We start from the raw sequence: 13,361 nt of genomic DNA, 5'->3' as shown, positions 1-13,361 counted from the left end.
GGTCAGTCTCCTTGAATCGATTGCCAGGGCACGAGCCGGCGCGCGAGGCGGTCGGTCGCGTAATAGAGCGCCAGCCCGAGCAGGCAGAGGATGAAGAGGGCGGCGAAGGCGAGGGGCGTCTGGCCGCGCGCCAGCGACTGGGTCATCACGAAGCCGAGGCCGGCACTGGCGCCGACCCATTCGCCGATCACCGCGCCGATCGGCGCAACGGCGGCGGCAATCCGTACGCCCGAGGCGAAGGCCGGCAGCGCGGCCGGCAGCCTGATCTGCAGCAGCATCGCGCGCGGCGAGGCGTCCATCGTGCGCGCAAGCTCGAGCCAGCCCGGATCGGTCCGGCGCAGCCCGTCATAGAGCTTGCTGACGACCGGGAAGAAGATCACCAGGGCGGCCATCGCGACCTTCGAGGCCATGCCATAGCCCAGCCACAGCACCAGAAGCGGCGCGATGGCGATCACGGGAATGGCCTGGGAGACGATCACCAGCGGCAACGCCCAGCGTCGCCATGTGACGGAGGCGGCGAAGATCACGGCGAGCGTGGCACCCAGCGCGAGACCGAGCGCCAGGCCCAGGATCATTTCGGCCGCCGTCCACTGGGCCTGCTCGGCCAGCAGATCGAACCGCTCGACCAGCACCACGGCGACCCGCGAGGGCGGTGGCAGGATGTAGGGCGGCACGCCGGTCGCCCAGGTCAGTATTTCCCAGGCAATCATCAAGCCGATCGCGGTGATGAGCGGTCTCAAGAGCCGTGCCTCAATTGGCCGATCAGGCGGGCCTGCAAGGCGAGCAGGTCGGGGTCGGTCGGATCGCGCGGCACGTCGTCGGCCGGCGCGATCACCGGACCGATGGCGAAGGGCGTACCGGAGAGGACGCGGATTTCGTGACCGAGGCGTAGCGCCTCCAAGGGATCGTGCGTCACCAGCACGACGGTCCGGCCCTGCAGCAGGTGTGCGGCGAGGTCCTGCAGATCGAAGCGCGTCACCGCGTCGAGATGACCGAACGGCTCGTCCATCAGGACGATGCCGCGGTCCTCGCAGAGCGTGCGTGCGAGCGCCGCGCGCTGGCGCATGCCACCGGAGAGGCTTTGCGGCAGGGCGTGCAGGCGATCTGCGAGACCGACCTCTGCGAGGAGCGCCCGGGCGCGCGGTTCGGCGGCGCGGCGGGCCGCCTCGTCGCGGCGCAGGCGATAACCCAGCAGCACGTTGTCGAGCACGCTGAGCCAGGGCAGCAAGAGGTCGCGCTGGGCCATGTAGGCGACCGGCCCGGCGGCTTCCGTGCCGGGCAGCAGGCCGGCGAGATGGCGCAGCAGGGATGTCTTGCCGACGCCGCTGCGCCCCAGCAGGCAGGTCGTGCGGCCGGCGGCGAACTCCAGCGACAGGTTCTCGGCCACGACATGGCCGTCGAGGACGATGTGTGCCGAACGCACCGAAAGAGCAGGCGAAGACGTCAACGAAGCCACCAGTCCCTACGCCGGCATTAACCGGATCAGGTTCGGGGTCGTCCTTCCGGACCTCTCAGCCGCCAGGCGGCTCCCCCCGATGAGCGGCCGCCACTATGGTTACGTGACCCTGTTCACGCAAGCGTCATCGGTTTGACGAAATCGCGGTCCACGCTCTATGCCATGGCCATGGTTCAAGCAGTTACCCAGAGTTCTTCGAGGTCGGCGCTCGGCCGCCGTCTCTTCCTCGCGGCGCCCCTCGTGCTGGTCGGCGGTCTTGCCCAAGCGCAGCAGGGCGGCACCGATTTCCACTTCAAGCGCTCGTCGCTGGTGGTCGTGTCCGGCGGCCGCGAGATCAAGTTCGACGTCGAGCTGGCGCTGGACGATACGCAGCGCGCGCGGGGCCTGATGTTCCGCGAGAAGCTCGGCCCCTACGAGGGCATGCTGTTCGACTTCTACAAGGATGCCCCGGTCAGCTTCTGGATGAAGAACACGCTGATCCCGCTCGACATGGTCTTCATCGCCGGCGACGGCACGATCAAGTCGATCCACGCCAATGCCGTGCCGCATTCGACCGAGACGATCCCCAGCCAGTTCCCGGTGCGCGCCGTCCTCGAGATCAACGGCGGCAGCGCCAAGCTCTTGGGCATCAAGCCGGGCGACAAGGTCCTCCATCCGATCTTCGGGAATGCCTGACCGGACCTTCATCGGAGCGCGCAACTCCAGTTGCGCTCATACTTCGTCGAACTGCAGGGCTTGAGCGCAACTGGAGTTGCGCGCTCCGATGAGAGAGCCCCGCTCTAACGCCTCAGCGCGACGGTCATGCCATCCCCGACAGACAGCAGGGCGAGGTCGACCCGCTGGTCGGTCTTCAGCTTGGCATTGAGAGCACGGAGCGCCTGCGTGTCGCGGTCGACCTCCGCGGGGTCGGCGACCGAGCCGCCCCACAGGACATTGTCGATCAGCACAAGCCCGCCCGGCCGCACGAGCTTCAGGCAGCGCTCGTAGTAGGCGTCGTAATCATCCTTGTTGGCGTCGATGAAAGCGAGATCGAGCTGGCCGGTGAGGCCCTGCGCCAGCAGCCAGTCGAGCGTGCCGAGCGCCGGCCCGATCGTGAGTTCGATGCGGCTCTCGACGCCGGCTTCCTTCCAGTAGCGGCGCGCGACCTTGGTGTAGTCGGCACTGACATCGCAGCACCAGAGCTTGCCGTCGGCCGGCAGCGCGGCAGCGATGCAAAGCGATGAATAGCCGGTGAAGGTACCGACCTCGACGGCCCGCCGGGCACCGATGGCGCGCGCCAGCAGTTCGATCTGCTGGCCCTGGTGGGCGGAGATCTGCATGCCGGCCCGCGGCAGGGTCGCGGTTTCCTCGCGCAGCCGACGGCGCAGCGGCGGCTCACGCAGCCAGTTGGCGTCGACATAGTCGCTCAACGCACCGTGGATTTTCGGCCAGCTCTTCATGCTCTCTCCTGTTGGCTCGGCGTCGGATATCGAGATCGCACAGCACGCAATCAAGAAGCCCCATCGGTATTGCCCGGACTTGCGAGCCGTTCGCATCTGAGATAACGCACATGGCGTGAGCTGGCCCGACGACAAGATGGTTCTCTACACGACGCACAGGGCGGCGCTCATCGAGTATGCCCTGCCGATCGTCGGCGACCGGACGAGGGCCGAGGACGTCGTGCAGGAAGCCTTCATCCGCTTCGCGCCGCAGGGCTCGGCCGATGCCGATGTCCAGCATCCGCTGGGCTATCTCTATCGCATCGTCCGCAACCTGGCCTACGACCTCACCCGGCGCCGCGCGATCGAGGATCGCGCCCTCAAGGACGACCGGTCGTGGTGGAAGGTGCCTTCCGACGCGACCACGCCGGAGCAGGATCTCTCCCATCGCCAGCAGCTCGATGCGCTCGAAGCCGCGCTGGCCGAACTGCCGCCATCGGTCCGTCGCGCCGTCACCATGCATCGCAGCGGCGACTTCACCCTGCAGCAGATCGCCGACACGCTGGATGTGTCGCTCAATACAGCCCACCGCTGGGTGCGTCAGGGCATCGCTCGCGTGGCCATGCATCTGGCCCAGCCGGACGACTAGAAAAATTTCACCTTCCGTCGAAAAAAGCGGCAGTTGATCCGTCTAGGGGCGACCGGCGATCTCCGCCGGGGCAGCCGACGCCATTCAGTGACCTCAATGCCGCACAGCGCTCCCCTCGATCCCCTCATCGAAGCCGCGACCGAATGGCTGCTGCGGCTCGACGCGGCGCCGGATGACGCGGCGCTGCGGGCGGCCGCCGATGCCTGGCGCCGCGAGAGCGAAGACCATGCGCGCGCCTGGAAGCGGGCGGAACGGGCCTGGGAGATGCTCGCCGGCCAGCCCGAGGCCGTTCCGTCCGTGCCGCCGGTGGTGGCCGCGGCACGGACCGGCTGGTTTGTGGGCAGGGGCCGTATCGCCGCGTTCGTCTCGCTGGCCGTCGTGATGCTGGTGGTCGCCGGAATGCAGTTCATCGGCCCGCGCGCCGATTTCGTGACGGCGACGGCCGAACTGCGCCAGGTCGCCCTGGAAGACGGCACGCGGATCGATCTCTCGCCGCAGACCGCGCTCGACGCCACGATCGTCGCCGGCCGCCGATCGGTGAAACTGCTGTCGGGCGAGGCGTTCTTCGAAGTGGCACCCGACCCGTTGAGGCCGTTCGAGGTCCAGGCCGGTGAACTCACCGTCAGAGTCGTAGGGACGGCCTTCGACGTGCGCATGAGCGCGGAGGCTCTCACCGTCAGCGTGGCGCACGGCGCCGTCAAGGTCCGCAGCGTCGGATCGCCGATGCAGCCGCTCGGATTGACGCCGGGCGATCAGGTCACGCTCGACCGCAAGAGCGGCGCGATCCGCCGATCGCGGATTCCGCCCGAAGAGGTGGCGTCGTGGCGGGGCCATCAGCTCTTCGTCGAGAGCGTGCCGTTGGGTGACGTAGTCGCCGACATCCGTCGCTACAGCGGCAAGTGGATCGTCTTCCAGGACAGCCGCCTCGCGGCGCAGCAGGTGACCGGCCTCTACGACCTGCGCGATCCCGACCGCGCGCTGCGCGTGCTGGTCGGTCCGTTCGGGGGCCGGGTGAGGGAGGTCACGCCGTTCCTGCGGATCGTCTCGGGACCTTGAAGGCGATTGCGCAGATTTTTTTCCGCTCCATCGAAAATACGCCGCCGGTCTTCGTCCATGGCCGGACGTGAAGCCGCCGCCACAACGTCATCGAAAGTCGTTGCCGGGGGAGAGCTATGCGTAGATCTGGAGCAGTCGTTGCCGTGGCTGCCGTGTTTGTGTCAGTGGCAGCATCGGCGGACGACGCCGGCAGTGGCGTGAGTCCCGGCATCGACCGGCTTGTCGCACAAGCGAACGAAGCCCAGCGCACGTTCAACATTCCCGCGCAATCGCTGGCGACGGCGCTGAATGCATTCGGCCGGCAGGCCGGTATCCAGGTCTCTGTCGATGCGTCCGTCGCGAGAGGTGTGCAGGCACAGGGTGTCGCCGGAACGATGACGCCGCAGCAGGCGCTCACCCAGCTTCTCGCCGGCACCGGCATCGTGGCGCAGTTCACCTCCGACCGCGACGTGCTGCTGACGCGATCGGCTCCGGGCGCGGGCGGGGCGCTGCAGCTCGATCCCCTGCAGGTCCAGGGCTTCGCTGTTCCCTCGCAGGCGATGATCGACAACATACCGCCGCCGTATGCCGGCGGTCAGGTGGCGACCGGCGGCCAGCTCGGCCTGCTCGGCAATCGCGACGTGATGGACACGCCGTTCAACCAGACCAGCTATACGGCAAAGAAAGTTCAGGACCAGCAGGCGAAGACCGTGAGGGACGCGCTGATCGACGACCCTTCGGTGCGCTCGTTCTATTCCGACGGCACGACCGGCATCGACGCCATGTATATCCGCGGCTTCAGCGTCCTCGATTCGCCGGCCTTCGGCGGCCTGCAGGGCATCGCGCCCTATCTCTCGGTGATGCCGGAAATGGCCGAGCGCATCGAGGTGCTGAAGGGGCCGAGCGCGATGCTGTTCGGCATGCCGCCCAGCGGCTCCATCGGCGGCATGGTGAACATCGTCCCCAAGCGCGCCGGCGCCGATCCGCTGACCCAGTTCACGGCGACCTACAATTCGTCGTCACAGTTCGGCGGCCATGTCGATCTCGCTCGCCGGCTCGGTCCCGACAAGCAGTTCGGCGTGCGCGTCAACGGTGTCTATCGCGCCGGCCCTACGGAGATGCAGTGGAACACCGACCTGCGGGCCCTGGCGCTTCTCGGGCTGGATTTCCGCGGCGAGCGCGTGCGCCTGTCGGCCGACTTCGGCTACCAGTACCAGTTCATCAACGGGCTCGTTCCGTTCGTGGCGCTCGGCGCCACCGTGCCGCTTCCCTGGGCGCCGAACGCGCGCAGCAATCCTGGCGGCCAGCCGTGGAGCACCAACGAGCGCAAGGACACGTTCGGCGTCGTCCGGGGCGAGGTCGACCTGACCGAGCGCATCACGGCCTACGCATCCTTCGGCGCGCACGACTATCGCAACGGGCAGTTCGGCGTGTTCAATGTGGCGGTCAACAACGCGAGCGGTACGGCGACGACGACCCCACGCACCCAGAACATCTACACGACCTGGCTCACCGGGGAGGTCGGGATCCGCGGCACCGCCGATACCGGACCGATCGGGCACGAATTCTCGGTAAGCGCCACGGCCCTGCAGCAGGACCAGGGCGCCAATGCGATCAACGGCACGGCCTATGCGACGAGCATCTACAATCCGTCGATCGTCGCGCGGCCCAATCTTGCCAATCCGGCTGCCAACAAGACCGCGACCAGCACGCTTTCGAGCATCGCGATCGCCGATACGCTGACGGCGGCGGACAAGCGGGTCCAGCTCACGGTCGGCGGACGGTTGCAGCAGGTCAAGTCGGCGAACTTCAACGTGCTGACCGGCGCCCAGACAACGACCTACGACCAGAGCGCGCTGACGCCCGGCGTGGCACTGCTGGTCAAGCCGTGGAGCAACGTCTCGTTCTACGGCAACTTCATCCAGGGCCTGCAGCAGGGCACGGTCGTCGGGGCGGCATTCACGAACGCGGGCGAGATCTTCCCGCCCTACAAGTCGACGCAGTTCGAGATCGGCGCAAAGGTCGACTGGGGCAAGTTCACCACCACGGCAAGCCTCTTCCAGATCACGCAACCCAGCATCCTGACGAACGTCACGAACAACACGCAGTATCTGGGCGGCGAGCAGCGTAACCAGGGACTGGAGTTGAACGTCTTCGGGGAACCGGTGGAGGGCGTGCGCCTGCTGGGCGGCCTGATGCTCCTCAATGCGGTCCTGACGAAGACCCAGGGCGGGCTGACCGACGGCTGGACGGCGCCGATGGTGCCGAACGTCGAGGTGAGGCTGGGCGGCGAATGGGATACGCCGTTCGTCCGCGGCCTCACCCTGAACGGCCGCGTCGTCTACACGGGCTCGCAGTATATCGACACGACGTTCCCGCGCCGCAGCCTCCCGGCCTGGACGCGCTTCGATGTCGGCTTTCGCTATGTGCTCGACAATGTCGCCAGTCCAACGGGCCATCCGGTCGCGGTACGCTTCAACGTCGAGAATCTTTTCGATGCCAACTACTGGTCGGGCGGCTTTGGCGCCACGACGCTGGGCATCGGCGCGCCACGGACCTTCCGGCTCTCATTGACGGCGGATTTCTAGGCTCGAAGAGCGCTGTTGGCTGGCCACTCCCACCTCGCTAGGGTCTCGTCCCTGAATTGGCGGGCTTTGGGAGTGGTTATGTCGGATATCGAGATCGCACGGCGCGCAATCAAGAAGCCCATGAAAGAAGTCGCCGGACGGCTCGGCATTCCAGAAGACTCGCTGGAACCGTATGGCCGCGACAAGGCGAAGCTCGACGGCGACTATGTGAAGTCGCTTTCCAGACGCAAGCCCGGGCACCTGATCCTGGTGACGGCGATCAATCCGACGAAGGCGGGCGAGGGCAAGACCACGACGACGATCGGCCTCGGCGATGCGCTGAGCCGCCTCGGCAAGAAGACCGCCATCGCGCTGCGCGAGCCGAGCCTCGGCCCCTGTTTTGGACAGAAAGGCGGCGCCACCGGCGGCGGCCAGGCGCAGATCGTGCCGATGGCCGACATCAACCTGCATTTTACCGGCGACTTCCACGCCATCACGACCGCGCACAACCTGCTGGCCGCGATGCTCGACAATCACATCTACTGGGGCAATGCGCTGGGCATCGATGCCCGCCGCGTGTTCTGGCCGCGCGTGCTCGACATGAACGATCGGGCGCTGCGCGATACGGCCGTCAGCCTGGGCGGCGTGGCCAACGGCTTTCCGCGGCAGACACGTTTCGACATCACGACGGCCTCGGAGGTCATGGCGATCCTCTGCCTGGCCGCCGATCTCGAGGATCTGGAAGAGCGGCTGGCGCGGATCGTCGTTGCCGAGACGCGCGACGGCAAGCCGATCACGGCGGGCGATCTCAAGGCGGCGAGTGCCATGGCCGCCGTGCTGAAGGACGCCGCCAAGCCGAACCTGGTGCAGACGCTGGAGAACAATCCCGTGCTGATCCATGGCGGCCCGTTCGCCAACATCGCGCACGGCTGCAACTCGGTGATCGCCACGCGCGCGGCCCTGGCGCTCGGCGACTATGTCGTCACGGAAGCAGGCTTCGGCGCCGACCTGGGCGCGGAGAAGTTCCTCGACATCAAGTGCCGGCAGGCCGGGCTCAAGCCCGGGCTGGCGGTCGTGGTCGCGACCGTGCGGGCGCTCAAGCTGCATGGCGGCGCCGACGAGAAGGCGCTGGAGAAGGAAGATGTCGGCGCCGTCGAGCGCGGCCTGCCCAACCTGCTGCGGCATGTCGAGAACCTGCGGAAGTTCGGCCTGCCGGTCCTGGTCGGCATCAACCGCTTCCTCACCGATACGCCTGCCGAACTGGAGCTGATCGAGGCGCAGTGCGCGGTGGCCGGCGCCAAGGCCTATCTCTGCGAGCATTGGGCCAAGGGCGGTGCCGGTGCCGAAGACCTCGCCGGCGCCGTCGTCGCCGTGCTCGACGAAGGGAAGGCTGCCTTCAAGCCGCTCTATCCCGACGAACTGCCGCTCGCCGAGAAGATCGGGACCATCGCCCGCGAGATCTATCACGCCTCGGGTGTGACGATCGCCGGGCCGGCGAAGCGGCGCCTCAAGGCATTGGAGGCCGCAGGCTACGGCAAGCTGCCGGTCTGCATCGCCAAGACGCAGTACAGCTTCGCGGCCGATCCGGAATTGCGCGGCGCCCCGACGGGTCACACGCTGTCGATCCGCGAAGTGCGCCTGTCGGCCGGCGCCGGCTTCGTCGTGGCGATGGCGGGCGAGATCATGAGCATGCCGGGCCTGCCGCGCGTGCCGGCGGCCGAGCGGATCCGCCTGACCGAGAACGGCGAAGTGGACGGGATCTTCTGAGATGCGCACCTACGCCTTCGTCACGGTCGACGTCTTCACGACCACGCGCTTCGGCGGAAATCCCCTCGCGGTCTTTCCCGATGCACAGGGGATGAGCGACGCGGAAATGCAGTCGCTCGCCGCCGAGTTCAACCTGAGCGAAACGACCTTCGTCCTGCCGCCAGAGGATCCGGCGCACACGGCTCGGGTCCGCATCTTCACGCGCACGCGCGAGATGCCGTTCGCCGGCCATCCCAATGTCGGCACGGCCTATGTGCTGGCGCAGCAGGGTAGGGACCGCGGCGGCAAGCTCCTGTTCGAGGAACTGGCCGGCTTGGTCGAAATCGATGTCGAGCGCGACGCGGCGGGCGCGCCGATCGGCGCCACCATCGCCGCGCCGCAGCCGCTCTCGCTCGGCCCGGAGATTGCGGTCGAGACGATTGCCGCCTGCGCGTCGCTGACGCCGGCGGATGTTCGCGTCGGAGCGCACAAGCCCGTCGGTGCGTCGCTCGGCAATCCGTTCGTCATCGCCGAAGTCGAGCCGTCGGCCCTGACGCGCGCGACACCCGACTTCCCGTCGTTCCGCCAGGCCGTGGAGCAGACGCCGGCGCTGAATGGCCGCCTCGGCCTGTATCTCTACGCCCATGCCGGGCAGGGGAGTGTTCAGGCCCGTATGTTCGCCCCCCTGGGCGGCACGATCGAGGATCCCGCGACCGGCAGCGCGGCGGGGCCGCTCGGCGCGCTGCTCCTGTCGCTGACCGCCGAGCCGAAGCTTGGCCTCGACATCTATCAGGGTGTCGTCATGGGGCGGCCCAGCCTGTTGCGGGTCGTGGCGCGGCGCGGTGCCGACGGCATTCGGGCCACCATTGCCGGCCAGTGCGTGCCGGTGCTGCGCGGCGAGGCGCAGCTCTAGCCGGCTAGTGCGGCCGTAAGGCGTGCTGCTTCAGGTCGCCCAAGGAGACGACGTGGAGCGTGACGGCGTGGGTTGCCTCCAGCACCACCTGGGGGGCTGCGTTGGCGTCGAAGGCCTCCTTCCAGCGGCTGGCGCACAGGCACCAGCGCTCGCCGGGCTTGAGGCCGGGGAAGCCATATTGCGGCATCGGCGTGCTGAGATCGTTGCCGCGCGACTTGGAGAACATGAGGAACTCCGCGGTCAGCACGACGCAAACCGTGTGCAGGCCGATATCGTCGCTACCGGTGTTGCAGCAGCCGTCGCGGTAGAAGCCGGTGACCGGCTGCGTGGAGCAGGGCTCCAGCACGCCGCCCAGCACATTGATGGACGGGGCGCGGCCGGGGCGGCCTTCCTCGGGGGTCTGATCGAACATGGTGTCACCGTAACATCCGGAATTTGCACTTTCGACCCGGCGGGGTCGCTGGTAGAAACCCTCGCGTCAAAGAGGTGTATCGGCGGGGCGTAGCGCAGTCTGGTAGCGCGTCTGCCTTGGGCGCAGAAGGTCGTCGGTTCGAATCCGGCCGCCCCGACCACGCCCGAACCGAGAACGGAGTAGCGGAAGCCATGCAGGTTCGCATCTTCAAGCCGGCCAAGACGGCCATGCAGTCGGGAACGGGCAACACCCACGAATGGGTCCTGGAGCCCGAGCCGTCGCGCAAGGAGATCGACCCGCTGATGGGCTGGACGAGCTCGCGCAACACCATGCAGCAGGTCCGCCTGTTCTTCCCGACCCTGGAAGAGGCCAAGGCCCATGCCGAGAAGAACGGCTGGCAGTACACGGTCGAGCAGCCGCACAGCCGGCCGGTGAGGGCGAAGGCCTACGCCGACAATTTTTCCTACACGCGCGTGGGCCGCTGGACGCACTGAGCGTCCATATCGGCCGTAGGGTATTTGGACGGCAGGCGCCCGTAGCTCAGGGGATCAGAGCAACCGCCTTCTAAGCGGTAGGTCGTTGGTTCGAATCCAACCGGGCGCACCAAATACCGCGACTTAAGCCGTGTCTGCGCGGACTCTGCCGTAGGATCGGGCCTGCTGATGCTCGTGTTCGGGTAAGTTCCGCCCCGATTTGATGCATGTTTCCCGTGAATTCAGTGAAGATGCAACGCATTTGCAAGGCAGCTTCCCATTTGGGCATGCGATTCATTCTCAGTGTCTTTTTCTTTCCGTGATAATAGCTCGCATTCTCTCCAATTAAGGAGGGATTGAGATTGTTCCGGGGAGAAGTCATGGCTAAGCGCGTGCCCGTGAAGACGGCGTTGATTGGGTTGTTGGTGGCTCCGTCGGCCATGGCCCAGCAGGAAACCGCCCAGACGCCAGCGCCCGCGCCAGCCAACCCCGCTACCGAGAACCAGCCCGCCAACCCCTCCGGCGCCCCGGCGACGATGCAGACCGTGACGGTCACCGGCAATCGTCCGAGCGAGGACTTCCAGGTCACGCGCGCCTCGATCAACCGGCTGGGCGCCGCCAACCTGATGGACGTGCCGCAGTCGGTCGTCGTCATCAACCGGGCGCTGATGCAATCCCAGGGCGCCACGAGCCTTGTCGATGCGGTCCGCAACGCGCCGGGCGTCACCATCGGTTCGGCCGAGGGCGGCAACATCGGCACCAACATCAACATCAACGGCTTCTCGGCCCGTACCGACATCTACCTCGACGGCATGCGCGACCGCGGCCAGTACTATCGCGACGTGTTCGCGCTGGAGCAGGTCGAGGTGCTGATGGGCCCATCCTCGATGCTGTTCGGCCGCGGCTCGACGGGCGGCATCATCAACCAGGTGACCAAGAAGCCGTTCCTGAAGCAGGCCACCGAGCTCAGCGCCCAGGCGACGACCAACGGCCTCGTGCGCACCACCGCCGACGTCAATACGCCGTTCGGCGAGAACAACGCGGCCCGCGTGTCGGCGATGTTCCAGGTCGGCAAGGCCTCGACGGTCGATCAGACCAACATGCTCGATTTCGGTCTGGCGCCGACGGTCAAGCTCGGCATCGGCACTCCGACCGAGATCACGCTGGGCGCGATTTTGCAGCACCGCAAGGACCAGGTGAACTACGGCGTGCCGAACCTGAACGGCTACCCGCTCAACGCCCCGCGCAATACGGCTTGGGGCTTTAGCGACGACTACACCCAGCAGGACGTCATCGCCCTGCAGAGCCTGATCGAGCACAAGTTCTCGCCGAACCTGAACTTGCGCAACCAGACGGAATTCATCTGGGTGAACACGGATGTCCGCGAGACCTCGGGCGGCTTCGTCGGCACGCTCGCCGCCAACGGTGGCTTCGTGGCAGCGCAGAACGGCCCGAACAACATCCCCTACAGCGCGCAGCCGCTCGGCAATCTCTGGGTCCGCCAGCTCAGCCGTGATCGCAACATCAACGACATCACGGTCGAGAACCAGACCGAGGTGCTGTCCAAGTTCGATACGGGCTCGGTCGGTCACACGCTGCTGATGGGCATCGACCTCAACTACGAGTCCTACACCAACAAGCAATCCAGCCGTACCGGCACCTGCAATGGCATCGCCCTGCCGGCCGGCTCCGTCGGCTGCACGCCGGCGGGCTACACGGTCGGCGCCGGCACTCCCGGCAACGTCGCGCAGGTGCCGGGCAACTACGCCTCCTCGCAGGCCTTCGGCGCCGGTTTCTATGCCAACGACACGGTCCAGGTCATTCCCGAGCTCAAGCTCGTGGGCGGCCTGCGCTGGGATTACTACACGGCGCAGATCGGCAACTCGATCAATCGCGTCAATACGCCGGGCAATACGACCGTGGCGTTCCAGCAGCAGACGGATACGTTCCTGAGCGTCCGCGGCGGCGTGATCTTCGAGCCGACACCGGCGCAGTCGTACTACGTGTCGTACAGCACCTCGTTCAATCCGTCGCTCGAACAGCTCACCTCGACCACCGGCGCCTCGACCCTGCCACCGGAAACCAATGCGGGCTGGGAAGCCGGCGTCAAATACGAGCTGCTGGGCGCCAATCTCTCGGTCAACGCCGCTGTGTTCTCGACCATCAAGAGCAACGCCCGGACGCAGAATCCGGACGGTACCTTCTCGCCGATCGGCCAGGTGCAGGTGAGCGGCGGACGTGTCGGCATCTCCGGCCGCATCACGCCGGAATGGCAGGTCTTCGGCGGTTACGCCTATCTCAACGGCGTCATCCTGAACGGCGTCACGAACACCAACGGCATCGGCAACACGACCGGCAAGGTGCCGCTCAACACGCCGCAGGACACGGCGAACCTCTGGACGACCTACACGATCAAGGAGACTTACGAGCTCGGCGGCGGCGTGTTCTATGTCGGCCAGCGCTACGCCAATAACACGAATACCGTGGTCGTGCCGGCCTATGCCCGCTTCGACCTGACGGCCGCCTACAAGCAACCGAACTATGATGTTCGTCTCAACATCATCAACCTGCTCGACACCAAGTACTACGATGCCGTCATCGCATCCGACGGTGGTCGTGCGACGGTGGGATCGGGCCTCACGGCCATGATCACGCTGAACTACCGCCTGTGATCGACGGAAGCCGCCGCCCG

Annotated in this window: 12 protein-coding genes, 2 tRNA genes and 1 riboswitch; of the genes, 10 read left to right on the top strand and 4 right to left on the bottom strand. The window is 66.7% G+C overall.

Annotated features, from left to right (window positions below):
* Positions 1-2: 2 nt before the first annotated feature.
* Positions 3-740 (bottom strand): ABC transporter permease, encoded by a 738-nt coding sequence (locus AC1ROX_RS08720; protein WP_493124430.1) that lies wholly within the window; start codon positions 738-740, stop codon positions 3-5.
* Positions 737-1,456, bottom strand: a complete 720-nt coding sequence (locus AC1ROX_RS08715; protein WP_493124428.1) for an ABC transporter ATP-binding protein — start codon at positions 1,454-1,456, stop codon at positions 737-739. The genes AC1ROX_RS08720 and AC1ROX_RS08715 overlap by 4 nt, the downstream gene beginning before the upstream one ends.
* A riboswitch (TPP riboswitch) is annotated at positions 1,442-1,543 on the bottom strand. Its footprint overlaps the gene before it by 15 nt.
* An 81-nt stretch (positions 1,544-1,624) precedes the next feature.
* Here AC1ROX_RS08715 and AC1ROX_RS08710 point away from each other — a divergent pair.
* Positions 1,625-2,131: a DUF192 domain-containing protein gene (locus AC1ROX_RS08710; protein ID WP_493124426.1), complete on the top strand. Its 507-nt coding sequence runs from the start codon at positions 1,625-1,627 to the stop codon at positions 2,129-2,131.
* A gap of 104 nt (positions 2,132-2,235) precedes the next feature.
* On the opposite strand, the gene AC1ROX_RS08705 is transcribed toward AC1ROX_RS08710, so the two are convergent.
* A complete protein-coding gene (locus AC1ROX_RS08705) occupies positions 2,236-2,895 on the bottom strand; it encodes an O-methyltransferase (protein WP_493124424.1) in 660 nt (219 codons plus the stop codon).
* Positions 2,896-3,010: 115 nt separating this feature from the next.
* Here AC1ROX_RS08705 and AC1ROX_RS08700 point away from each other — a divergent pair, with 115 nt between their 5' ends.
* The 5 genes from AC1ROX_RS08700 to AC1ROX_RS08680 all read left to right on the top strand — a co-directional run bounded on the left by AC1ROX_RS08700 (position 3,011) and on the right by AC1ROX_RS08680 (position 9,784).
* Positions 3,011-3,523 (top strand): RNA polymerase sigma factor, encoded by a 513-nt coding sequence (locus AC1ROX_RS08700; RefSeq protein ID WP_493124422.1) that lies wholly within the window; start codon positions 3,011-3,013, stop codon positions 3,521-3,523.
* A gap of 96 nt (positions 3,524-3,619) precedes the next feature.
* On the top strand, positions 3,620-4,579 hold the full coding sequence (locus AC1ROX_RS08695; protein ID WP_493124420.1) for a FecR family protein: 960 nt from the start codon (positions 3,620-3,622) through the stop codon (positions 4,577-4,579).
* Positions 4,580-4,722: 143 nt separating this feature from the next.
* Positions 4,723-7,146 carry a TonB-dependent siderophore receptor gene (locus tag AC1ROX_RS08690; RefSeq protein ID WP_493124418.1) on the top strand — a complete coding sequence of 808 codons (2,424 nt, stop codon included), beginning with the start codon at positions 4,723-4,725 and terminating at the stop codon, positions 7,144-7,146.
* A gap of 78 nt (positions 7,147-7,224) precedes the next feature.
* Complete coding sequence (locus tag AC1ROX_RS08685) at positions 7,225-8,892, top strand: formate--tetrahydrofolate ligase (RefSeq protein WP_493124416.1); 1,668 nt, start codon at positions 7,225-7,227, stop codon at positions 8,890-8,892.
* A 1-nt stretch (position 8,893) separates the two neighbouring features.
* A complete protein-coding gene (locus AC1ROX_RS08680; protein WP_493124414.1) occupies positions 8,894-9,784 on the top strand; it encodes a PhzF family phenazine biosynthesis protein in 891 nt (296 codons plus the stop codon).
* Between the two features lie 4 nt (positions 9,785-9,788).
* Here the strand turns inward: AC1ROX_RS08680 and AC1ROX_RS08675 are convergent, their stop codons facing one another.
* Positions 9,789-10,196 (bottom strand): DUF2237 family protein, encoded by a 408-nt coding sequence (locus AC1ROX_RS08675; protein WP_493124412.1) that lies wholly within the window; start codon positions 10,194-10,196, stop codon positions 9,789-9,791.
* 83 nt (positions 10,197-10,279) lie between these two features.
* Here AC1ROX_RS08675 and AC1ROX_RS08670 point away from each other — a divergent pair.
* The 4 genes from AC1ROX_RS08670 (at position 10,280) to AC1ROX_RS08655 (ending at position 13,341) form a co-directional block, all read left to right on the top strand.
* Positions 10,280-10,356 (top strand) — tRNA-Pro (locus AC1ROX_RS08670).
* A 31-nt stretch (positions 10,357-10,387) separates the two neighbouring features.
* Complete coding sequence (locus tag AC1ROX_RS08665; protein WP_493124410.1) at positions 10,388-10,690, top strand: ETC complex I subunit; 303 nt, start codon at positions 10,388-10,390, stop codon at positions 10,688-10,690.
* 35 nt (positions 10,691-10,725) lie between these two features.
* Positions 10,726-10,802, top strand: a tRNA-Arg gene (locus tag AC1ROX_RS08660).
* Between the two features lie 247 nt (positions 10,803-11,049).
* Positions 11,050-13,341, top strand: coding sequence for a TonB-dependent receptor (locus AC1ROX_RS08655; RefSeq protein ID WP_493124408.1), 2,292 nt, complete (start codon positions 11,050-11,052; stop codon positions 13,339-13,341).
* The last annotated feature ends 20 nt before the right edge of the window (positions 13,342-13,361 follow it).

This window comes from Reyranella sp. GW821-FHT14A01 (assembly GCF_058803965.1).
This window is presented reverse-complemented; position numbering and strand designations above follow the sequence as displayed.

Excerpts from the sequence above, each read along its gene's own strand:
- AC1ROX_RS08710 (WP_493124426.1), top strand. The coding sequence starts at position 1,625 with ATGGTTCAAGCAGTTACCCAGAGTTCTTCGAGGTCGGCGCTCGGCCGC.
- AC1ROX_RS08705 (WP_493124424.1), bottom strand. The coding sequence starts at position 2,895 with ATGAAGAGCTGGCCGAAAATCCACGGTGCGTTGAGCGACTATGTCGAC.
- AC1ROX_RS08695 (WP_493124420.1), top strand. The coding sequence starts at position 3,620 with ATGCCGCACAGCGCTCCCCTCGATCCCCTCATCGAAGCCGCGACCGAA.
- AC1ROX_RS08685 (WP_493124416.1), top strand. The coding sequence starts at position 7,225 with ATGTCGGATATCGAGATCGCACGGCGCGCAATCAAGAAGCCCATGAAA.
- AC1ROX_RS08680 (WP_493124414.1), top strand. The coding sequence starts at position 8,894 with ATGCGCACCTACGCCTTCGTCACGGTCGACGTCTTCACGACCACGCGC.
- AC1ROX_RS08675 (WP_493124412.1), bottom strand. The coding sequence starts at position 10,196 with ATGTTCGATCAGACCCCCGAGGAAGGCCGCCCCGGCCGCGCCCCGTCC.
- AC1ROX_RS08665 (WP_493124410.1), top strand. The coding sequence starts at position 10,388 with ATGCAGGTTCGCATCTTCAAGCCGGCCAAGACGGCCATGCAGTCGGGA.
- AC1ROX_RS08655 (WP_493124408.1), top strand. The coding sequence starts at position 11,050 with ATGGCTAAGCGCGTGCCCGTGAAGACGGCGTTGATTGGGTTGTTGGTG.